This window comes from Mesorhizobium sp. BE184, from assembly GCF_031457045.1.
Lineage (GTDB): Bacteria > Pseudomonadota > Alphaproteobacteria > Rhizobiales > Rhizobiaceae > Mesorhizobium.
This window is the reverse complement of sequence record NZ_JAVDVU010000001.1, coordinates 662,513-682,605: the sequence shown is the minus strand read 5'-3', so window position 1 is coordinate 682,605 and position 20,093 is coordinate 662,513. Positions and strand designations below refer to the sequence as shown.

Sequence of the window (20,093 nt, the reverse complement as noted above, 5' to 3'; positions counted from 1 at the left end):
GGCTTCGGCGTGCCGCTCTTACCGACTGCCGACTGCCGCTACACAAACAGTTCCACCCTCTCGAACGTCCGCACGTCCACAAGCCCGATATCCGAAATCCGCAGTTCCGGGATCACCACCAGCGCCAGCAGCGAGTGCTGCATGTAGGCGTTGTTGAGCGTGCAGCCCATCTGCTGCATGGCCTCGACCAGCCTCTCCGCTTTTTCCGCGACGATCTCCGCCCGCTCGTCTGACATCAGCCCGGCGATCGGCATCTCGACCAGCGCCAGTTCCCTGCCCTTCGAATAAAGCACCACCCCGCCGCCGACCTCGGCCAGCCGGTTGGCGGCCAATGCCATGTCGTTCTTATTTGTGCCGACGACGATGATGTGGTGGCTGTCATGCGCCACGGACGACGCGATGGCGCAGTCCTCCGTGTAGCCGAAACCCGAGACGAAGGCGTTGGTGACGCCGCCGGTGCCGCGATGCCGCTCGACCAGCGCGATCTGGCAGACGTCGCCCTCCCGGTCCATGGCGACCAGGCCGTCGGCGACGCCGAGATCGGCCTCCAGCGCACGGGTCGGCGCCTGGTTCTCGATGACGCCGATGACGCGGGCGCGCACGGAATTGGCGCCGGCAGGCGCGGCTATGTCGAAATCGGTTGCCGCCAGCCGCTTGCCGAGCCTGACGGTGTTCTTCGCCTCTAGCGGGTAGTCGTAGGCGGGGATATCGATTTCCAGCCGCCCGTCCTTCGCCACCAGTTGGCCGCGCGCATAGACCGCGTCAATCTTCATCGCCGCGAGGTCGGAGACGACGAGGAAATCCGCCAGCCTGCCCGGAGCGATGGAGCCCAGTTCACGCTCCAGCCTGAAGTGCTGCGCCGTGTTGAGCGTCGCCATCTGGATCGCCGTCACCGGCTTCAACCCCTGCGCGATGGCGTGGCGCACGACGCGGTCCATATGGCCTTCATTGACCAGCGTGCCGGAATGACTGTCGTCGGTGCAGAGGATGAAGTTGCGCGGATCGATGCCCTGCTCGGTCACCGCCTTGACCTGCTCGGCCACGTCGTACCAGGCCGAGCCCAGCCGCAGCATCGCCTTTAGCCCCAAGCGCACGCGGGCAATGGCGTCGTCGGCGCGGGTGCCTTCGTGGTCGTCCTCCGGTCCGCCGGCGACATAGCCGTGGAACGGCAGGCCTAGGTCCGGCGAGGCATAGTGGCCGCCGACCGTCTTGCCGGCGCGGACGGTCTCGGCGATTTCGCCCGACATGACCGGATCGTTGGCGGCAACGCCGGGAAAGTTCATCACCTCGCCGAGGCCGATGATGTTCGGCCAGGTCATCGCCTCGCGCACGTCATCGACCGTCAGTTGCGCGCCGGCATTTTCCAGTCCGGGAGCCGACGGCACGCAGGACGGCATCTGCACATGCACGTTCACCGGCATGGCCATCGCCTCGTCGTGCATCAGCCGCACGCCCGGCAGGCCGAGCACATTGGCGATCTCGTGCGGGTCGATGAACATCGAGGTGGTGCCGTGCGGGATGACGGCGCGGCAGAACTCCGTCACCGTCACCATGCCGCTTTCGACATGCATGTGCGCGTCACACAAGCCCGGCGCCAGATAGCGGCCGGCGGCATCGACGACGATGGTGTCGTCGCCGATGGCGTGGCTGGCATCCGGCCCGCAATAGGCGAAGCGGCCGCCCGAAACGGCGATGTCGGTGCCGGGAATGATCTCGCCCGAATGGACATTGACCCAGCGCCCGTTGCGCACCACCAGATCGGCCGGCTTCCGGCCCATGGCGACATCGACCAGTTCGGTCGCCATATCGGCCCATGGCCTCGGTTTTCCGGCGGCGCGGTCTTTGCTCATGCGAATTCTCCTGTTGGCGGCAAGACTGCCAAGCCGCGGAGGTTTTGAACAGCGCCACAGCGCAGGTTTTTGGTGCATCGGCATGACAATGCAAGCCAGTTGCGGGCCGATCTCGATGCAGCCGCTTGATTCAGCCGGGCACCTGTCGCTCTATGGCCGCCATGGCGATCACGACGTTCGACAGCAAGCCGACGGGCTTTGCAAAGCGCATCTGGCTGGGAGCCGCCGTGCTGGTGGCGCTGGCCGCCGCCATCGTGTTCTATGGCGGGGCTTTCGCCACGCGCGCCTTCCTCGACCAGGCAGCGGCGCGCGGCCAGACGACGCTGCGCCTCGCGGTCTCCGCGCTTTCCGGCCAGATGAACCGTTTCGAGCCGCTGCCGGCGCTGATTGCCGATCATGCCGACATCAAGGCGCTGCTGGCCGATCCGGGCAATCCCGAGCGCATCGCCCGGGGCAACGCCTACCTGAAGGAGATCAACCGGCTGCTGCGATCTTCGGACATCTATGTGATGAAGACCGACGGCGACACCATCGTCGCCAGCAATTACGACCAGCCGCTGAGCTTCGTCGGCGAGAATTTTTCGTATCGGCCCTACTACCAGGAAGCGATGGCGGGCCAGCAGGGCCGCTTCTTCGCGCTAGGCACCACCTCGCTGAAGCGCGGCTATTATTTCTCCGCGCCTGTGCGGGTGGATGGACGGATCGCCGGAGTCGTCGTCTTCAAGGTCGACATCGACGCGATCGAGGCGACATGGCGCGGCGGCGACAACGAGATCATCGTCACCGACCCGGAAGGCATCATCTTCATGACCGGCCGGCAGGATTGGCTCTATGCCAGCCTTCTGCCATTGACGCCGGAAAGGCTGGCGCGCACGGCGGAATCCCGGCGCTACGCCGACGCGGAACTGCGTGAACTGCCGATCAAGACCAGCCGGTTCGACGACGCCAGTCTGATGTCGGTGCTGAACAAGGCGAAAAGCACCGAATATCTCGTCCTCGCCGAGCCGATGGAGGAGGCCGGATGGACCGTGCGGGTGTTGATGGACACGGCCTCCGTCCACACGCAGGTCTACACCACCCTCGCCTCGGCGCTGCTGGTGCTCGGCCTTGCCGGGCTGATCGCGGCGGTGATCCTGCAGCGGCGCGCCCGCCTTGCCGAACGCATGGAGATGCAACGCGCCGCCCAGGAGGAGCTCGAGCGGCGGGTGGACGAGCGCACCGCCGACCTTGCTCTCGTCAACCGGCGGCTCGAGACGGAAGTCGCCGAACGGCGGGTGACGGAGCGCCAGTTGCGCCAGACCCAGGCCGACCTGATCCAGGCCGGCAAGCTCGCCGCGCTGGGACAAATGTCGGCGGCGCTGTCGCATGAGTTCAACCAGCCGCTGGCGGCGGTGAAGAACTACGCAGACAATGCCGCCATCCTGATCGAGCGGGACCGCATCGGCGAGGTTCGCGACAATCTTTCGCGGATTTCCAGCCTGACAGACCGCATGGCGTCGCTCAGCCGCCATCTGCGCAACTTCGCCCGCAAGCCGAACGAGAAGCTTGGCGCGGTGTCGCTGACCGAAGTGTTGCGGGATACGCTGGAAATCGTCGACGGCCGGCTCAAGGCCGGCGGCGCGACGGTCATTACCGATCTCGGCAAGACGCCGCCATGGGTGCGCGCCGGCTCGGTGCGGCTGCAGCAGGTGCTGGTCAATCTGATTACCAATGCCGCCGACGCCGTCGAAGGCCTGCCCGACCGGCGCATCGAAATTTCGGCATCGCGGCAGGCGGGGAAGGTGACGGTCGAGGTTCGCGATCATGGACCTGGCGTGCCGGCATCCATCGCAGAACGCATCTTCGATCCGTTCTTCACCACCAAGGGAGTCGGCAAGGGTCTCGGCCTTGGACTGTCGATTTGCTACAACATCGTCAAGGACTTCGGCGGCGATCTTGCAATAAGGAATCATCCCGATGGCGGCGCTGTCTTCACGCTTTCGCTCGATGCGGCGCGGGCGCCGATGCGCGAGGCGGCGGAATGAAGCCGCCGCTGGTGCTCCTGGTGGAAGACGAGGAGGAACTGCGCCATTCCACCGCGCAGTCGCTGGATCTGGCCGGCTTCACGGTCCGTGAATTCGGCTCCGCCGAGCGCGCGCTCGACTTCGTCACCCAGGGCCTCAACGGCGTCATCATCACCGACATCCGCATGCCCGGCATGGACGGCATGACGCTGATGGGAAAGGTGCGCGACATCGATCCCGACATTCCGGTGATCCTGGCGACCGGCCATGGCGACGTGCAGCTTGCGGTGCGGGCCATGCGCGAGGGCGCCTATGATTTCATCGAAAAGCCCTTCGCCACCCAGCATCTCGCCGATATGGCCGGCCGGGCGCTGGACCGGCGCGGTCTGGTGCTGGAGAACCGCGAGCTGCGCGCCGCCGCCGGCAAGCGCGACGACATCGAGGCGCGGCTGCCGGGGCGCACGCAGGTCATGGTCGATCTGCGCTATCAGTTGCGCGCCGTCGCCGCGACCGATGCGGACATCCTCATCATCGGCGATACCGGCGCCGGCAAGGAGGTCGCGGCGCTGGCGATCCACGACCTCAGCGGCCGCAGCGGCAAGCCGTTCATCGCCATCAACTGCGCCGCCCTGCCGGGCAACCTCATCGAAAGCGAATTGTTCGGCCACGAGGCCGGCGCCTTTCCCGGCGCCATCCGGCCGCGTTTCGGCAAGTTCGAACATGCGAGGGGCGGCACGGTCCTGCTGGACGAGATCGGTTCGATGCCGCTCGACCTGCAGGCAAAGCTCCTGCGCGTCATCCAGGACCGGGTGATCACCCGGCTCGGCTCGAACGAGCCGATTCCGCTGGATGTCCGCTTCATCGCCACCAGCAAGGCGGACCTCACCGCCGAGGCGGAGACCGGACAATTCCGGCCCGACCTGCTCTATCGGCTGAACGTGGTGACGCTGCGCATGCCCGCCCTGTCGCAGCGCCGGGAAGACGTGCCGCTGCTCTTCCTGCAGCTTGTTCGTGAAGCCGCGGCCCGTTACCGCCGCGATGTCATTGACGTGCCGCCGCACATGCTGGCCGAGATCGGCCAGCGGCAATGGCCGGGCAATGTGCGCGAACTGCGCAATGCCGCCGACCGCTATGTGCTGGGGCTGCGCCCGTCGGACGACGGGGACAGCGGCCCCGAGGACACGCGGCTGGCCGAACGCGTGGCGGAATTCGAGAAAAGCCTGATCGCCGGCGCGCTGGCCGCACACCGGGGAAGCTTGAAGAACGTCTACGAATCGCTCGGCATCTCGCGCAAGACGCTCTACGAGAAGATGCAGAAATACGGGCTGGACAGGCAATCCTCCGGCGAGGCGGGCGACATGTCCGTCAGGTAAATGTCGATTGCGAGCAACCATGTGTGGGATCGCACACATGGTTTGGGGCCAATGTTACCGAATCCACCCATTGCTGGCCCGCAAGGCCGATAGTTTCGGGGAATCGTGCATTCAGCCGTTGCGCCGGTTCCGTGGCCGCCGCTTGATTGGAGCATTCGCTGGCAGTGCGGGAGGAAACGCGCGCCGCCAGGGTTGTCCATTCCTGGGAGGTTTTCGTCATGAAGAAACTGTTTGCCGCGCTTGCGACCACCGCAGCGCTCGCCTTCACCGCAGCCAGCGCCCATGCCGCCGGCTATCCAGAGCGCACCATCACCGTTGTCGTGCCCTTCGCGGCCGGCGGCCCGACCGACACCGTCACCCGGCTTGTCGCCGAAGCGATGTCGAAGGATCTCGGCCAGCAGGTCATCGTCGAGAACGTCGGCGGCGCCGGCGGCACGCTGGGCGCCTCGCAGGTCGCCAAGGCCGATCCCGACGGCTACACGCTGCTGCTGCACCACATCGGCATGGCCACCAGCGCCACGCTCTACCGCAAGCTGCCCTACGATACGCTCAATGCCTTCGAATATGTCGGCCTCGTCACCGAAGTTCCAATGACGCTCGTCGCGCGCAAGGACATGGAAGCCACCGACCTGAAAGGCCTGGTCGAATATGCCAAGGCCAACAAGGACAAGGTGACGGTCGCCAATGCCGGCATCGGCGCCGCCTCGCATCTGTGCGGCATGCTGTTTATGAGCGCCATCGAGACGCCGCTTGTCACGGTCCCCTACAAGGGCACCGGCCCGGCCATGACCGACCTGCTCGGCGGCCAGGTCGACATCATGTGCGATCAGACGACCAACACCACCAAGCAGATCCAGGGCAAGACCATCAAGGCCTACGCGGTGACCTCGTCGAAGCGCCTCGATGTGCTGCCCGATGTCCCGACAGTCGCCGAAGGCGGCCTGCCCAAGATGGAAGTCGGCATCTGGCACGGCCTCTACGCGCCGAAGGGCACGCCTGCGGAGATCACCGAGCGCCTGTCCAAGTCGCTCCAGATCGCGCTGAAAGACAAGAACGTCGTCGATCGCTTCGCCGAACTCGGCACCACGCCGTCCTCGGAGGCCGACGCCACCCCGGCCGCGTTGAAGGCCAAGCTCGAAAGCGAGATCGCCCGCTGGAAGCCGGTGATCGACGCCGCCGGCCAATACGCGGATTGACACAGCACTCTATATCGCAAGTTATAAACTTGCGGAAAAATAGCACCCCCACTCCGCCTCGTTACACTCGCTACCTCTCCCCCTGCCCGGGGGAGAGGAAAGCGCCAAGATCGCCTGCGGCTTTCCTCTACCCCGTCGATCGGGGGAGAGATGGCCCGAAGGGCCGGAGTGGGGGTCGATTTCGTTCTGGGGAGGACACATGAACAAGCTATCCGTTGACCCGACAAATGCTGCCTGCGGCGCGATCTTCGCAGCGACGGGCCTGTTCTTCGCCTGGCAGGCATTCGGGCTGGATCTCGGCACCGCCTTCCGCATGGGGCCTGGCTATTTCCCGCTGGTGCTGGCGCTCATCCTTGTTCTTCTGGGCATCGTCATCATCGTGCAGGCGACGCGCGTCCAGGGCGAACCGCTGGGGCCGATCGCATGGCGCGGCATGTTGCTGATCCTGCCGGCGCCGATCTTCTTCGGGCTGACCGTGCGCGGACTTGGCTTTGCGCCCTCATTGTTCTTCACGGCGCTGATCGCCGCCTTCGCCAGTTCCCGGATGAAGCCGCTTTACGCGCTCGCCGTGGCGCTCGGCATCACCATTTTCTCGATCATCGTCTTCAGCTACAGCCTTGGCCTCCCTTACGAGCGCTTTGGCCCCTGGACCCGGTTCTGAGGCACGACGATGGATCTGTTCTCCAATCTCGCTCTCGGCTTCGCCGAAGCCACGACGCTTTCAAATCTGGGCTTCTGCCTCATCGGCGTGCTGCTCGGCACCCTGATCGGCGTGTTGCCCGGCATCGGCGCGACGGCGACAATCGCCATGCTTTTGCCCATCACCTTCCAGATCGGCGATCCGGCCTCGTCGCTGATCATGCTGGCCGGCATTTATTACGGCGCGCAGTATGGCGGTTCCACCACCGCCATCCTCATCAACATGCCCGGAGAGTCCTCCTCGGCGGTGACCGCCATCGACGGCTACCAGATGGCCCGCCAGGGCCGCGCGGGCGCCGCGCTCGCCATCGCGGCGATCGGTTCGTTCTTCGCCGGCTCGGTCTCGACCTTCCTGGTCGCCATCTTTGCGCCGCCGCTGACGGTGATCGCCCTGAAGTTCGGTTCGGCCGAATATTTCTCGCTGATGATCGTCGGCCTCGTGTCGTCCATCGCGCTCGCGCACGGCTCCATCGTCAAGGCGCTGGCCATGGTCGTGCTCGGCCTGCTGCTCGGCCTTGTCGGCACCGATATCTACACGGGCACGCCGCGCTTCACGCTGGGCATCCGCCAGTATTCGGACGGACTGAACTTCGTCGCGGTCGCCGTGGGTGTGTTCGGCGTCGCCGAAATCCTGCGCAACCTTGAAAGCGAGAAGACCCGCGAGGTGCTGATGGCCAAGGTGACGGGCCTGATGCCGACGCGCCAGGATTTTCGCGAAATGGTCGCGCCGATCCTGCGCGGCACCGTAATCGGCTCGGCGCTCGGCATCCTTCCGGGCGGCGGCGCCATCCTCGCCTCCTTCGCTTCCTACACGGTGGAAAAGCGCGTCTCCAAGAAGCCGGAGGAGTTCGGCCGGGGCGCCGTCGCCGGCGTGGCCGGGCCTGAATCGGCCAACAATGCCGGCGCGCAGACCTCCTTCATCCCGATGCTGACGCTGGGCATCCCGGCCAATCCGGTGATGGCGCTGATGATCGGCGCCATGATCATCCAGGGCATCGTGCCGGGGCCGAACGTGGCCACCGAGCAGCCGGCGCTGTTCTGGGGCATCATCGCTTCGATGTGGATCGGCAATCTGATGCTGATCGTGCTCAACCTGCCGCTGATCGGCCTGTGGGTGAAACTGCTGACGATCCCCTACTATGTGCTGTTCCCGATCATCATGGCGTTCTGCTCGATCGGCGTCTATTCGGTGAACTCGAACGTCTATGACCTCTATGCCGTCGCCTTCTTCGGCCTGATCGGCTACATGCTGGTGAAGCTGCGCTGCGAGCCGGCCCCTCTCCTGCTCGGCTTCGTGCTCGGGCCGCTGCTGGAGGAAAATCTGCGGCGCGCCATGATCCTGTCGCGCGGCGATCCGACGACCTTCTTCACCCGGCCTATCAGCGCCTCGCTGCTCGGCATCGCCCTGCTCGTGCTGATCGTGGTGTTCCTGCCCAGCGTGCGCAAGAAACGCGACGAGGTGTTCGTCGAAGAGGATTGAGCCGGCAAGATCCGGCGCCGGACAATTCCGGTCGGCAGAAAGTTTTGCCGACCGGGCATTGACGAAGCACTCCGCGCATTTGAAAAGCAAGCCACGCGGACGTGGCGGAACTGGTAGACGCAAGGGACTTAAAATCCCTCAGCCTCGGCTATGCGGGTTCGATCCCCGCCGTCCGCACCAAGGTTGGCCAGAGCGCGGCTGTGAGCCTGACGAACACATCAGTGTCCTGATTTTTCCTCACGCTTGCGGCGCAGATGTTCCTCGACGCCCACCAGCTTTTTGCCGCCGCCGGAAATCGTGCTGGATACCACTGCCGGCGGATCGCTCGCCGGGAAACTGTCTTCCAATCCGGATTCCAGCTGTTCTTCGAGCACTTCCGGTTGCTTCCGCTTGCCCGCCTTTGCCACTTTCGGTTTCGCAAGGCCTTGTCGCAGGCTGTCCGCATCGGTCATGGCCGTTCTCCAATTGATCGTCATTTCTGAAAATTGATCGTCATTTCTGAACAACTGGCAAGCGCGAGAACGGTTCCTGCGGAGTCGCGTGGCGTACTCACCGTTCCGTGTCTGGCGGGAAGCAACTTGTTTGCGTACATAGCGATCTTCCCGCCTCCGGAGTGCCCCCATGACCGCACCGCTTTTCCAGCCGATCACGCTTGACGGCCTGACCTTCCCCAACCGCATCGCGATCGCGCCGATGTGCCAGTATTCGGCCGATGACGGGTCTGCCACCGACTGGCACCTGCAGCAGTGGATGAGCTACGCCATGTCGGGCGCCGGAATGGTCACCGTGGAAATGACCGACGTGGAGCGTCGCGGACGCATCAGCCATGGCTGCCTCGGACTTTACTCCGACCATAACGAGCAGGCGGCGAAGCGGGCGCTGGATGCCGCGAAGGCGGTCGCCTGCCCGGGAACGAAGTTCGGCACGCAGCTGGCCCATGCCGGCCGCAAGGCCTCCAACCAGAAGCCATGGGAGGGCGGCGGTCCGCTCAAGCCGGACCAGGACCCGTGGCCGGTCGTGTCGGCTTCGGCAATCGCCTACGATACCGGCTGGCAGGTCCCGCATGCGCTGACGGACGAGGACATCGTGCGGCTGGTCGAAAAGTTCGGCGATTCGGCAAGGCGCGCCGAGCGCGTGGGCTTCGACTTCATCGAGCTGCACGCGGCCCACGGCTATCTGATCTTCCAGTTCCTGTCGCCGCTTTCCAACCAGCGCACAGACCGCTGGGGCGGGCCGCTGGAAAACCGTATGCGTTTCGCCGTCGAGATCGCCAGGGCGGTGAAGAAGGCCGCCCCCGGCCTGATGCTGGGCGCCCGGCTGTCGGTCAAGGAATGGGTCGATGGCGGGTTCGACGTCGACGAAGCCATCGAGGTGGCCAAGGCGCTCAAGGCGGAAGGGGTCGCCTACATCTGCGCTTCCAGCGGCGGCAACCAGCCGCACCAGAAACTGCCGTCCGGCCCGGGCTATCAGGTGCATCTGGCCGAAGCGATCCGGAAGGGCGCGGATATCCCGACGCGGGCGGTCGGCCTGATCACCACGCCCGAACAGGCGAATGCGGTGGTCGCCGATGGCCGCGCCGACATGGTGGCGCTGGCCCGCGCCTTCTTGGCCGATCCGCGCTGGGGCTGGCGCGCCGCGGCGGTCTTCGGCGAAAAGATCGAGGCGACGCCGCAACTCTTGCGGTCGGTCACGACCATGCAGCACTGGATGAAGCCGGCGGCTGGGTAGCGTCTAAGCAGCGGCGCTTGAAAGGTTGTGTGTGAAAAGCGCAACCATTCGCCCGGCGCCGCGTTGGCGGGCATGATGGACACGAAACCTTTCGAGAAGCCGGTGGTGGTCGAACTCGGTCACGTCGGCAAATACCGCAAGATCCGCAGCGCCCAGGAGGCCGCCGATTGCCTGATGACGGGATGGCCGCTGAACCGCGGCCCCCGCCACCGCGACGCCGTCGAGACCTGCTTGAAGGTGCTGGAAGGCTATCGCTCGACCGCCGATGCGCGCCGCGCGCTGGTGGAGGCGGCGAAGGAATCCGACGTTCTTGTTCCTGACGAAAAGCTCAACTAGGCCCTGCCGGCCCATGCCTGCCAGTGATGGCCTAGACCCCACTATCCCGGCCATATAAACTTCGGAAAACCTCTCAAGGGAGTATGTTCATGAGCAAGCTCACATACAAGATCGTGGAACATGACGGCGGCTGGGCCTACCAGGTCGGAACAACATATTCCGAAACCTTCCCGACCCATGACGATGCGCTGGCGGCGGCCAAGCAGGCATCGGCCGAGCAGCAGGTCGCCGGCACCACTGACGGCATCCAGTATGAAGATTCGGAAGGCAAGTGGCACGAGGAGCTGGCCGACGGCCGCGACCGGCCGCAGACCGAGGTTTCCGACTGATTTCCATGGTGCGTCGCGCGATCGAGGCGCCTCGCCTGTATTGACTACGCAGCTCAAAGCGCCGGGCTCGACGCCCGGCGCTTTCGTTTATCCGTGGAGCTTGATGGTTATCTCGGCAACCCGCTTGCCCTGGAACTTCGCGCCGTCCAGTTCCTGCGCCGAGGGCTGACGCGAGCCGTCGCCGTTGGTGGTGGTGGTCATGCCATAGGGCGAACCGCCGCGCACCACGTCATTGCCCATCTGGTCCTGATAGGCATAGGAGAGCGGGACGATGATCATCCCGTGATGCTGGAGCGAGGCCTGCGCGCTGATGATGGCAAGCTCGGCGCCGCCATGCTGGGTCGCCGTGGACGACATGACCGAAGCCACCTTGTTGACCAGGGCGCCCTTGGCCCATAGCGGGCCTGTCTGATCCCAGAAATTCTTAAGCTGCGAGGCCATGGCGCCGAAGCGGGTCGAGGCGCCGAGGATGATGGCGTCGTAATTTTCCAACTCGAGCGGGTCGGCGATGGCTGCTTCCTGGTCGAGCTTGTAGTGGGCGGCCTTGGCGACGGCCTCGGGAACCAGTTCCGGAACACGCTTGACCGTCACGTCGGCACCCGCCTCGCGCGCGCCTTCGGCCGCGGCAAGCGCCATTTTTTCCATGTGGCCCCAGCTCGAATAATAAAGAACCAGTACTTTCGCCATGCTTCGTCTCCTTTCGAGGACCTGATAAGGTGCGCATCGTGCGCAACGCCCTCATGCATCTAGGGCAATGATCGTTCATCGCCTACCGCTGGTTGGAGCACGGATTGTTCACAATTCGAGCGGCATTGCCGGAGCGGACCTGCCGCGCTAGTGAATTCACGACCTTGTCCGGAGCGCTTCCATGACCGAAATCGTCACCGCCGCCATGCTCGTCATCGGCGATGAAATCCTTTCCGGACGCACCAAGGACAAGAACATCGGCCATCTGGCCGACATCATGACCGCCGTGGGCATCGACCTGAAGGAAGTGCGCATCGTCCCCGACGAGGAAGACGAGATCGTCGCCGCGGTGAACGCGGTGCGCGCCCGCTATACCTATGTCTTCACCACCGGCGGCATCGGGCCGACCCATGACGACATCACCGCCGATTCCATCGCCAAGGCGTTCGGCGTTCCCTGTGAATATGACGCCAGGGCCTACGCCATGATGGAAGCGAACTACGCCGGGCGCGGCCTCGAATTCACCGAGGCCCGCAAGCGCATGGCGCGGATGCCGCGCGGCGCCGAGCACATCGACAATCCGGTGTCGCTGGCGCCGGGGTTCCGCGTCGAGAACGTGCATGTCATGGCCGGCGTGCCGTCGATCTTCCAGGCCATGCTCGACAATGTCGTGCCGACGCTGAAGACCGGCGCGAAAATGCTTTCAGCGACCGTGCATTGCCCGTTCGGCGAAGGCGCGATCGGCGGGCCGCTCGGCGAAATCCAGAAGGCGCACCCCGACACGGTCATCGGTTCCTATCCCAAATATGCCGACGGCAAGTTCTGGACCGAGCTCGTCGTGCGCGCCCGCACGCAGGCAGCCCTGGATTCGGCGCGCGCGGCGGTCGAGGCCATGGTGGCAGCGCAAGGCCGGTAAGGGCCGGCCCGGAACCGCGAAGGACCGGCGGCGTTTTCTTTCAGCGGGGGATTGTCCCGCGAATTGAGGGAACAGCCATGTTCAAGACCATTGTTGCAATCCTGCAAAGCGAGCACGACGCCGGGCGCGTGCTCGAATGCGCCATTCCGCTCGCCAAGCAATTCGGCAGCCATCTGGTCGGCATCCATGCCGAAGCCATGCCGGTCCCCTATACATCGGCGACCGGTTTTCCGGACGCCGAATTCCTCCAGGTCTCGTCCGAGATCAACAAGGAACAATCGGCGAAGCTGAAGGCGCTGTTTTTGGGCAAGATCGAGTCATCCGGCCTTTCCTTCGAGTGGCGCAGCCTCGAAACCTTCACCGGCGACAGCGCCATTTCCGGCATCCCGTCGGTGCGCACCGCCGACCTCGTCATCGCCGCGCAGCGTGACGTGGATGGCGATGCGAGCGCGGATGTCGATACGCTGGTCTATGACGCCGGACGGCCGGTGCTTGTGGTGCCAAAGGACGGTCCGGTCATCACCAGTTTCAAGCGCATCCTGCTCGCCTGGAACGGGTCCAGGGAAGCGGCGCGCGCAGCCTTCGATGCCCTGCCCTTCATTGTCGACGCGGAGCATACGGAAATCCTGGTCATCGATCCGCCGGAGTCGGTCGACGACATGCAGGCCGCCGGAGCTGAAATCGCCGCGTCGCTGTCGCGCCATGGCGCCGCCGTCACGGTCGTCGTGCAGGAAACCGATGGCGACAGCGTCGAGGAGACCATCCAGAAGCGGCTCACCGAAAGCGGAGCCGATCTGGTGGTTCTGGGGGCGTACAGCCATTCCTGGCTGCGACAGCTTCTGTTCGGCGGCGTGACGCGCTCGGTGCTGCGCTCGGTTCCAGTCGCGGCGTTCCTGTCGCGCTGACAGATGGCGGGCAAGCTGCCACCGGCTTGCCCACTCCCTCATTTCTGCCTATCTTCGCGCCGTTCTCAGGGCGGGGTGAAAGTCCCCACCGGCGGTATGCGGCTTGGCCGCGAGCCCGCGAGCGCCTTCCCCGGAAGGGTCAGCAGACCAGGTGCGATGCCTGGGCCGACGGTCACAGTCCGGATGAGAGAGAACGTGCATCGCCGGCGCGCCAAGCGCGCCGGTGTGCCCGTGATCGCCTTGGGTGACGTGTCGTCGTTACGAGAAAGGTGATCACCATGACACACACCCGCTATGCCTTCATCAAAGCCAACTGGCATGCCGATATCGTCGGGCGCGCGCTCGACGGCTTCCTCCAGCTGATTCCGCCTGAACAGGTGGACGTATTCGATGTTCCAGGCGCGTTCGAAATGCCGCTGGTGGCGCGCGACCTTGCCGCTTCGGGGCGTTATGCCGCCGTCGCGGCCGCCGCCTTCGTCGTCGATGGCGGCATCTACAGGCATGAATTCGTCGCCCAGGCGGTGGTCGACGGGCTGATGCGCGCGGCCATGGATACCGGCGTGCCGGTTCTGTCGGTCTCTTTGACGCCGCACCACTATCAGGAGACGGAACACCACACCCGCATCTATCGCGAGCATTTCGTCCAGAAGGGGCGCGAGGCGGCGCAGGCGGCGCTGATGATCGGGACGACGCGGGCCGCGCTGGCGGCTTGACACTTGCCCTTGCCAAGGCGGCCGGTTTCCGGCTAATTCCGCGCGCATTCCATCCATGTTCGCGCGCGGACCGCCGTGCTGCCGGAGTGCCTACCATGTCGCTTCCCGAAAAGGCCTTTCCCGTTTCCTGGGACCAGTTCCACCGCGATGCGCGCGCGCTGGCATGGCGGCTGGCCGGTATCGGGCAATGGAAAGCGATCGTCTGCATCACCCGGGGCGGGCTGGTGCCCGCGGCGATCATCTCGCGCGAACTCGGCATCCGCGTCATCGAAACGGTGAGCGTCGCCTCCTACCACGACTACACGTCGCAAGGCCAATTGACGGTGCTGAAGGAGATCACCCCTTCCCTTTTGTCCGATGACGGCGCCAGCGTGCTGATCGTCGATGACCTGACCGACACCGGCAAGACCGCGGGCATCGTCCGCGCCATGATGCCGAAGGCGCATTTCGCCACCGTCTACGCCAAGCCGAAGGGGCGGCCGCTGGTCGATACCTTCGTGACGGAAGTCAGCCAGGACACGTGGATCTACTTCCCGTGGGATATGGGCTTCACCTACCAGAAGCCGATCGCCGACGATCACGCCGGCTGATTCGAACCCAACCGCGCCTCCTTCGAACCTCCCGCGAATGCCGCCTCCTGCCGTTTTGCGCGGCAGGAAAAGCTGGTTTGCGCAATTTTTACTTTTATTACGCATAATTAACTGTACGATTCGTGAGACGGCAAACGATTCAGCGTTTCGAGGCACGACTTTCCATGCTGACAGGCCCCCTGTCACACAACCTTATGGCCGAACGGGTCCGCAAGCTCTTCGGCACCGAGCCCTGCCGGCTGCAGGTGGCCGCGCTGCCATGGCGACTCGGCGTGGAAGGCCAACTGGAAATCATGCTCATCACCAGCCGAGACACCGGCCGCTGGGTCCTGCCCAAGGGCTGGCCGGAGGCACGCGAGCCTCTCTGCCGGGCAGCCGCCCGCGAAGCCGGTGAGGAAGCCGGCCTGCAAGGCCGGGTGTGCCACTTCGAAGCCGGCCGCTACTTCTACGCCAAGGCGCTCGCCTCGGGCCAGCAAGTGCCCTGCGAGGTTCTGGTTTTCCCCCTGAAGGTGGAAGAGATCGCCGACAAGTGGAAGGAAAAGCACGAGCGCCAGCGCCGTTGGGTTACCCCGGAAGAGGCCGCCGACATGGTCCAGGAGCAGGATTTGCGCCGGATCATCGTCTATTTCAGCCACAATGCGGAACAGTTCGCCGCCTGAGCGGCCTGCCGCAGGGGACCCGCGGTCCTATTGCCGCCTTCAGTTCGCGTCCGCCCCGGACATGGCGGCAAGCCTGTGCCTGATCGATTCCTATGGTAGCAAGATCAACACGGCGGCCTCCAACCCCACGGCGATCCCGCGACGCTGCTCGTATATGAGGCCACTTCTCGCCGCTGCGGGCCATCAAGCGCAAATATAATCCGCTCGACTGGTTCAGGAGTGCGCAGGGCATCCCGCTTTCGTAAGCCAGCGCGGTTTGGCAGGCGCCTGGCCAGCGCCTGCTTTCTCCCCGTTATCCACATTTGTGACGCACAAGATATTGGGGTCACAAAAACTACAAGAACGAGACCTTGACGGGCCGGGGCGAGTCGCCTTTTATAGGCCATGCGTTCCTGTTGTGAACGCGACCGGAAAGTTCTGAGGCCGGTCTTTTTCCCGCATTATGTGCGTTTTGCTCGTCTTTCCGCCCGTTCACGAGGCAGGCGGAGGCGTGGGGATTTTTGGGCGTCGGGGTGGCGATAGGGAGACTTTTTGGACTGGAATAAATTGTCTGTTAACACTATATTTAGTGTTTGCGGCTAGGTTCTGGTCTAGATAATGTAAAAGCGCCTCACATGATGTCGAGGACAAGTTTTCGGTTTTTGAGGGGCCGCTCACACTGACCTGCTTGAAAAATGGCCTCATCCGAGGCGTTTTCGAAGCGAAGCGGTGAACGAAGCGGACAGGAGAGCCGGCAGCCATGAGGCGGCCGGATGCGGTGGAATTGCGTCTTTCGAAACGGGTGGGGAAATACCCGGCGGAAAGCGCTATATATAGATGAAAAGGGACTGATCCGATGCGCATCGAGCGGCGTTTCACCAAGGCAGGAAAAGAGCGGGCCGCCTATGCGGAGATCGAATTCCGCAAGGCGCTTTCCGAGATCAAGAATCCGGACGGTTCCATCGTGTTCCGTCTCGACGACATCGATGTGCCCGCCCAATTCAGCCAGGTCGCGGCCGATATCCTGGCGCAGAAATATTTCCGCAAGGCCGGCGTGCCCGCGCGCCTGAAGAAGATCGAAGAGAACGACGTCCCCTCCTTCCTGTGGCGTTCGGTCCCCGACGAGGCGGAACTGGCGAAGCTGCCGGAAAACGAACGCTACGGTTCGGAAACGGACGCCCGCCAGGTTTTTGACCGCCTGGCCGGCACCTGGACCTACTGGGGCTGGAAGGGCGGCTATTTCGCGTCAGAAGATGACGCCCGCGCCTTCATGGACGAGCTTTGCTACATGCTGGCCACCCAGCGCGTGGCGCCGAACTCGCCGCAATGGTTCAACACCGGCCTGCACTGGGCCTATGGCATCGATGGCCCCGGCCAGGGCCACTTCTATGTCGATCCCTTCACCGGCAAGCTGACCAAGTCGAAATCCTCCTACGAGCATCCGCAGCCGCATGCCTGCTTCATCCAGGGCGTGCAGGACGACCTCGTCAACGAGGGCGGCATCATGGATTTGTGGGTGCGCGAGGCGCGCCTGTTCAAATACGGTTCGGGCACCGGCTCGAACTTCTCCATGCTGCGCGGCGAAGGCGAGAAGCTTTCCGGCGGCGGACGTTCGTCCGGGCTGATGAGCTTCCTCAAGATCGGCGACCGCGCCGCCGGCGCCATCAAGTCGGGCGGCACGACGCGCCGCGCCGCCAAGATGGTGATCGTCGATGCCGACCATCCCGACATCGAATCCTTCATCGACTGGAAGGTGAAGGAGGAGCAGAAGGTCGCTTCGCTGGTCACCGGCTCCAAGATCGTCAAGAAGCATCTCGACGCCATCATGAAGGCCTGCATCAACTGCGAGGGCCAGGATGACGACTGCTTCGACCCGGCCATCAACACGGCGCTGAAGCGCGAAATCAAGGCGGCCAAGAAGAACGCCGTGCCGGAAAACTACATCCAGCGCGTCATCCAGTTCGCGCGCCAGGGCTACACCGCGCTCGACTTCAAGACCTACGACATGGACTGGGATTCGGAAGCCTACCTCACCGTTTCCGGCCAGAACTCGAACAACTCCGTCTCGCTGAAGGACGACTTCCTGCGCGCCGTCGAGCAGGACGGCGACTGGCACCTGACCGCCCGCAAGGACGGCAAGGTGATGAAGACGCTGAAGGCGCGCGAACTGTGGGAGAAGATCGGCTATGCCGCATGGGCGTCCGCCGATCCCGGCCTGCACTTCAACACGACGATGAACGACTGGCACACGTCGCCGGCCGGCGGCCCGATCCGCGGCTCCAATCCGTGCTCGGAATACATGTTCCTCGACGACACGGCCTGCAACCTCGCCTCGATCAACCTCCTGCCCTACCGCAACGCCGACGGCACGATCGACATCGCCGCCTACGAACACACGGTTCGGCTGTGGACGATGGTGCTGGAAATCTCCGTCATGATGGCGCAGTTCCCGTCGAAGGAGATCGCCAAGCTTTCCTACGATTACCGCACGCTCGGCCTCGGCTACGCCAATATCGGCGGCCTGCTGATGACCTCCGGCATTCCCTATGATTCCGATGAGGGCCGCGCCATCTGCGCCGCCCTCACGGCGATCATGACCGGCGTCGCCTATGCCACCTCGGCGGAGATGGCCTCCGAACTCGGCGCCTTCGCCGACTACGACCGCAACGCCGTCAACATGCTGCGGGTGATGCGCAACCACCGCCGCGCCGCCTATGGCGAGAAGGACGGCTACGAGAAGCTGGCCGTCAACCCAGTGCCGCTGGTCCATGCCGACCTGAAGCAGGCGGAACTTGGCGAGCACGCCAAGGCCGCCTGGGACCGCGCCATCGAACTCGGCGAGGAGCACGGCTACCGCAACGCGCAGGCCACCGTCATCGCGCCGACCGGCACGATCGGCCTCGTCATGGATTGCGACACCACCGGCATCGAGCCGGACTTCGCGCTGGTGAAGTTCAAGAAGCTGGCCGGCGGCGGCTATTTCAAGATCATCAACGCCGCGGTGCCGGAGGCCCTGCGCACGCTGGGCTATTCCGAAAGCCAGATCGCCGAGATCGACGCCTATGCGGTGGGCCATGGCAATCTGAATCAAGCGCCGGGCGTAAACCCTTCAACGCTTAAGGCAAAAGGCTTCACCGACGAGAAGATCGCGGCGGTGAACGCGGCGCTGAAATCGGCCTTCGACATCAAGTTCGTGTTCAACCAGTGGACGCTGGGCGCCGACTGGGTGAAGGAGACGTTCGGCTTCACCGACGAGCAGCTGGCCGATTTCTCGTTCGAGATCCTGCCGGCGATCGGCTTCTCCCGCAAGGAGATCGAGGCGGCGAACATCCATGTCTGCGGTGCGATGACGCTGGAGGGCGCGCCCTTCCTCAAGCTCGAGCACTATCCGGTGTTCGATTGCGCCAACCCCTGCGGCAAGATCGGCAAGCGCTACCTGTCGGTGGAATCGCACATCCGCATGATGGCGGCGGCGCAGCCCTTCATCTCGGGCGCCATTTCCAAGACCATCAACATGCCGAACGAAGCGACGGTGGAGGACGCCAAGAGCGCCTACATGCTGTCGTGGAAGCTGGCGCTGAAGGCCAACGCGCTCTACCGCGACGGTTCGAAGCTGTCGCAGCCGCTCAACGCCTCGCTCATCGCCGATGAGGACGACGAGGAGGACGAGGCCGTCGAGGCGCTGATCGCAGCACCCGCCGCCGCCAAGGCGGTGCAGGTGACGGAGAAGATCGTCGAGCGCATCGTCGAGCGGCTCTACCGCGACCGCGAGAAGCTGCCGAACCGCCGCAAGGGCTACACCCAGAAGGCGATCGTCGGCGGCCACAAGGTCTATTTGCGCACCGGCGAGTTCGACGACGGGCGGCTGGGCGAGATCTTCATCGACATGCACAAGGAGGGCGCCGCCTTCCGCGCCATGATGAACAATTTCGCCATCGCCATCTCGCTGGGCCTCCAGTACGGCGTACCGCTGGAGGAATATGTCGAGGCCTTCACCTTCACCAAGTTCGAGCCGGCCGGCATGGTGCAGGGCAACGACGCGATCAAGAACGCCACATCGATCCTCGATTACGTGTTCCGCGAACTCGCCGTTTCCTACGCCGGCCGCAATGACCTTGCCCATGTCGACACGTCCGACTTCGGCAACACGGCGCTCGGCCGCGGCATCAACGAAGGCAAGACGTCGCCCTTCTCCAAGGGCCTCTACCGCGGCGCCTCGCCGGTGAAGCTGGTGTCCGGCACCACGGAGCCGAAAGGCCTCGGCGGCCAGGGTGCGGGCAGCGCCCCCGCCCGCGCAGCGCCCACGGCCTTCGCCGGCTCCAACGTGCTGGCGCTGAAGCCGGCCGCCGACGAGGCCGTCGCCTACAAGCGCGACTATGAGGAGCGGGCGAAGGAACTGGTGGAGGACATCGTCCAGGACGAGGCCGATGAAGCGACCTCTCCCGCCTCGGCGCTGTTCACCGACGCCGCCGCCAGGGAAGCCGCCGACGCCAAGGCGCTCGCCGCCACCCGCCGCCAGCAGAGCCTGATGCAGGGCTACACCGGCAACGAATGCTCCGAGTGCCACAACTTCACCATGGTGCGGAACGGGACGTGCGAGAAGTGCGACACGTGTGGGTCAACGAGCGGGTGTAGCTGAGACAACTCACG

18 protein-coding genes, 1 tRNA gene and 1 riboswitch are annotated in these 20,093 nt (G+C 64.5%); of the genes, 16 read left to right on the top strand and 3 right to left on the bottom strand.

Annotation, left to right across the window (positions count from 1 at the left end; translation table 11 throughout):
* Nucleotides 1–38: 38 nt before the first annotated feature.
* Nucleotides 39–1,850, bottom strand: a complete 1,812-nt coding sequence (gene ade / locus J2X35_RS03270; protein ID WP_310180925.1) for an adenine deaminase — start codon at nucleotides 1,848–1,850, stop codon at nucleotides 39–41.
* Nucleotides 1,851–2,011: 161 nt separating this feature from the next.
* Here ade and J2X35_RS03265 point away from each other — a divergent pair, with 161 nt between their 5' ends.
* From J2X35_RS03265 to J2X35_RS03240, 6 genes are all read left to right on the top strand, one after another.
* Nucleotides 2,012–3,874, top strand: a complete 1,863-nt coding sequence (locus tag J2X35_RS03265) for a sensor histidine kinase (RefSeq protein WP_310180924.1) — start codon at nucleotides 2,012–2,014, stop codon at nucleotides 3,872–3,874.
* Nucleotides 3,871–5,226, top strand: a complete 1,356-nt coding sequence (locus J2X35_RS03260; RefSeq protein WP_056108657.1) for a sigma-54 dependent transcriptional regulator — start codon at nucleotides 3,871–3,873, stop codon at nucleotides 5,224–5,226. Before J2X35_RS03265 ends, J2X35_RS03260 begins: the two co-directional genes overlap by 4 nt.
* 218 nt (nucleotides 5,227–5,444) lie before the next feature.
* Complete coding sequence (locus J2X35_RS03255) at nucleotides 5,445–6,422, top strand: tripartite tricarboxylate transporter substrate binding protein BugD (RefSeq protein ID WP_056115340.1); 978 nt, start codon at nucleotides 5,445–5,447, stop codon at nucleotides 6,420–6,422.
* A 199-nt stretch (nucleotides 6,423–6,621) separates the two neighbouring features.
* Nucleotides 6,622–7,083 (top strand): tripartite tricarboxylate transporter TctB family protein, encoded by a 462-nt coding sequence (locus J2X35_RS03250; RefSeq protein WP_056108654.1) that lies wholly within the window; start codon nucleotides 6,622–6,624, stop codon nucleotides 7,081–7,083.
* A 9-nt stretch (nucleotides 7,084–7,092) separates the two neighbouring features.
* Nucleotides 7,093–8,601 (top strand): tripartite tricarboxylate transporter permease, encoded by a 1,509-nt coding sequence (locus J2X35_RS03245; protein ID WP_056108652.1) that lies wholly within the window; start codon nucleotides 7,093–7,095, stop codon nucleotides 8,599–8,601.
* Nucleotides 8,602–8,696: 95 nt separating this feature from the next.
* Nucleotides 8,697–8,781, top strand: a tRNA-Leu gene (locus tag J2X35_RS03240).
* Nucleotides 8,782–8,819: 38 nt separating this feature from the next.
* On the opposite strand, the gene J2X35_RS03235 is transcribed toward J2X35_RS03240, so the two are convergent.
* Entirely contained in the window at nucleotides 8,820–9,053 is a 234-nt protein-coding gene (locus tag J2X35_RS03235; protein ID WP_056206712.1) for a hypothetical protein, read from the bottom strand.
* 169 nt (nucleotides 9,054–9,222) lie between these two features.
* On the opposite strand from J2X35_RS03235, the gene J2X35_RS03230 reads away from it, so the two are divergent.
* From J2X35_RS03230 to J2X35_RS03220, 3 genes are all read left to right on the top strand, one after another.
* On the top strand, nucleotides 9,223–10,329 hold the full coding sequence (locus tag J2X35_RS03230) for an NADH:flavin oxidoreductase/NADH oxidase (protein WP_056108645.1): 1,107 nt from the start codon (nucleotides 9,223–9,225) through the stop codon (nucleotides 10,327–10,329).
* Nucleotides 10,330–10,401: 72 nt separating this feature from the next.
* Nucleotides 10,402–10,665 (top strand): DUF982 domain-containing protein, encoded by a 264-nt coding sequence (locus tag J2X35_RS03225; protein ID WP_056108643.1) that lies wholly within the window; start codon nucleotides 10,402–10,404, stop codon nucleotides 10,663–10,665.
* Between the two features lie 89 nt (nucleotides 10,666–10,754).
* Nucleotides 10,755–10,994 (top strand): DUF2188 domain-containing protein, encoded by a 240-nt coding sequence (locus tag J2X35_RS03220; protein ID WP_056115337.1) that lies wholly within the window; start codon nucleotides 10,755–10,757, stop codon nucleotides 10,992–10,994.
* Between the two features lie 87 nt (nucleotides 10,995–11,081).
* Here the strand turns inward: J2X35_RS03220 and wrbA are convergent, their stop codons facing one another.
* Nucleotides 11,082–11,681, bottom strand: a complete 600-nt coding sequence (gene wrbA, locus J2X35_RS03215; RefSeq protein WP_056108640.1) for an NAD(P)H:quinone oxidoreductase type IV — start codon at nucleotides 11,679–11,681, stop codon at nucleotides 11,082–11,084.
* 181 nt (nucleotides 11,682–11,862) lie between these two features.
* On the opposite strand from wrbA, the gene J2X35_RS03210 reads away from it, so the two are divergent.
* The 7 genes from J2X35_RS03210 (at nucleotide 11,863) to J2X35_RS03185 (ending at nucleotide 20,082) form a co-directional block, all read left to right on the top strand.
* Nucleotides 11,863–12,597: a competence/damage-inducible protein A gene (locus J2X35_RS03210; RefSeq protein WP_310180917.1), complete on the top strand. Its 735-nt coding sequence runs from the start codon at nucleotides 11,863–11,865 to the stop codon at nucleotides 12,595–12,597.
* 77 nt (nucleotides 12,598–12,674) lie between these two features.
* Nucleotides 12,675–13,502, top strand: a complete 828-nt coding sequence (locus J2X35_RS03205; protein ID WP_056108635.1) for a universal stress protein — start codon at nucleotides 12,675–12,677, stop codon at nucleotides 13,500–13,502.
* Between the two features lie 57 nt (nucleotides 13,503–13,559).
* A riboswitch (FMN riboswitch) is annotated at nucleotides 13,560–13,701 on the top strand.
* A gap of 79 nt (nucleotides 13,702–13,780) precedes the next feature.
* Nucleotides 13,781–14,215: a 6,7-dimethyl-8-ribityllumazine synthase gene (locus J2X35_RS03200; protein ID WP_056115334.1), complete on the top strand. Its 435-nt coding sequence runs from the start codon at nucleotides 13,781–13,783 to the stop codon at nucleotides 14,213–14,215.
* A gap of 95 nt (nucleotides 14,216–14,310) precedes the next feature.
* Nucleotides 14,311–14,805, top strand: coding sequence for a xanthine phosphoribosyltransferase (gene gpt / locus J2X35_RS03195; protein ID WP_056108633.1), 495 nt, complete (start codon nucleotides 14,311–14,313; stop codon nucleotides 14,803–14,805).
* Nucleotides 14,806–14,969: 164 nt separating this feature from the next.
* Entirely contained in the window at nucleotides 14,970–15,464 is a 495-nt protein-coding gene (locus J2X35_RS03190; protein ID WP_310180915.1) for an NUDIX hydrolase, read from the top strand.
* Nucleotides 15,465–15,637: 173 nt separating this feature from the next.
* The gene (locus J2X35_RS19800) at nucleotides 15,638–15,709 is read left to right on the top strand and encodes a hypothetical protein (RefSeq protein ID WP_405023192.1); all 72 of its coding nucleotides are present in this window, start codon (nucleotides 15,638–15,640) and stop codon (nucleotides 15,707–15,709) included.
* Nucleotides 15,710–16,299: 590 nt separating this feature from the next.
* Complete coding sequence (locus J2X35_RS03185) at nucleotides 16,300–20,082, top strand: vitamin B12-dependent ribonucleotide reductase (RefSeq protein ID WP_310180914.1); 3,783 nt, start codon at nucleotides 16,300–16,302, stop codon at nucleotides 20,080–20,082.
* Nucleotides 20,083–20,093 lie beyond the last annotated feature (11 nt).

Coding starts and splice junctions, on each gene's coding strand:
- ade (WP_310180925.1), bottom strand. CDS start 1,850: ATGAGCAAAGACCGCGCCGCCGGAAAACCGAGGCCATGGGCCGATATG.
- J2X35_RS03265 (WP_310180924.1), top strand. CDS start 2,012: ATGGCGATCACGACGTTCGACAGCAAGCCGACGGGCTTTGCAAAGCGC.
- J2X35_RS03260 (WP_056108657.1), top strand. CDS start 3,871: ATGAAGCCGCCGCTGGTGCTCCTGGTGGAAGACGAGGAGGAACTGCGC.
- J2X35_RS03255 (WP_056115340.1), top strand. CDS start 5,445: ATGAAGAAACTGTTTGCCGCGCTTGCGACCACCGCAGCGCTCGCCTTC.
- J2X35_RS03250 (WP_056108654.1), top strand. CDS start 6,622: ATGAACAAGCTATCCGTTGACCCGACAAATGCTGCCTGCGGCGCGATC.
- J2X35_RS03245 (WP_056108652.1), top strand. CDS start 7,093: ATGGATCTGTTCTCCAATCTCGCTCTCGGCTTCGCCGAAGCCACGACG.
- J2X35_RS03235 (WP_056206712.1), bottom strand. CDS start 9,053: ATGACCGATGCGGACAGCCTGCGACAAGGCCTTGCGAAACCGAAAGTG.
- J2X35_RS03230 (WP_056108645.1), top strand. CDS start 9,223: ATGACCGCACCGCTTTTCCAGCCGATCACGCTTGACGGCCTGACCTTC.
- J2X35_RS03225 (WP_056108643.1), top strand. CDS start 10,402: ATGATGGACACGAAACCTTTCGAGAAGCCGGTGGTGGTCGAACTCGGT.
- J2X35_RS03220 (WP_056115337.1), top strand. CDS start 10,755: ATGAGCAAGCTCACATACAAGATCGTGGAACATGACGGCGGCTGGGCC.
- wrbA (WP_056108640.1), bottom strand. CDS start 11,681: ATGGCGAAAGTACTGGTTCTTTATTATTCGAGCTGGGGCCACATGGAA.
- J2X35_RS03210 (WP_310180917.1), top strand. CDS start 11,863: ATGACCGAAATCGTCACCGCCGCCATGCTCGTCATCGGCGATGAAATC.
- J2X35_RS03205 (WP_056108635.1), top strand. CDS start 12,675: ATGTTCAAGACCATTGTTGCAATCCTGCAAAGCGAGCACGACGCCGGG.
- J2X35_RS03200 (WP_056115334.1), top strand. CDS start 13,781: ATGACACACACCCGCTATGCCTTCATCAAAGCCAACTGGCATGCCGAT.
- gpt (WP_056108633.1), top strand. CDS start 14,311: ATGTCGCTTCCCGAAAAGGCCTTTCCCGTTTCCTGGGACCAGTTCCAC.
- J2X35_RS03190 (WP_310180915.1), top strand. CDS start 14,970: ATGCTGACAGGCCCCCTGTCACACAACCTTATGGCCGAACGGGTCCGC.
- J2X35_RS03185 (WP_310180914.1), top strand. CDS start 16,300: ATGCGCATCGAGCGGCGTTTCACCAAGGCAGGAAAAGAGCGGGCCGCC.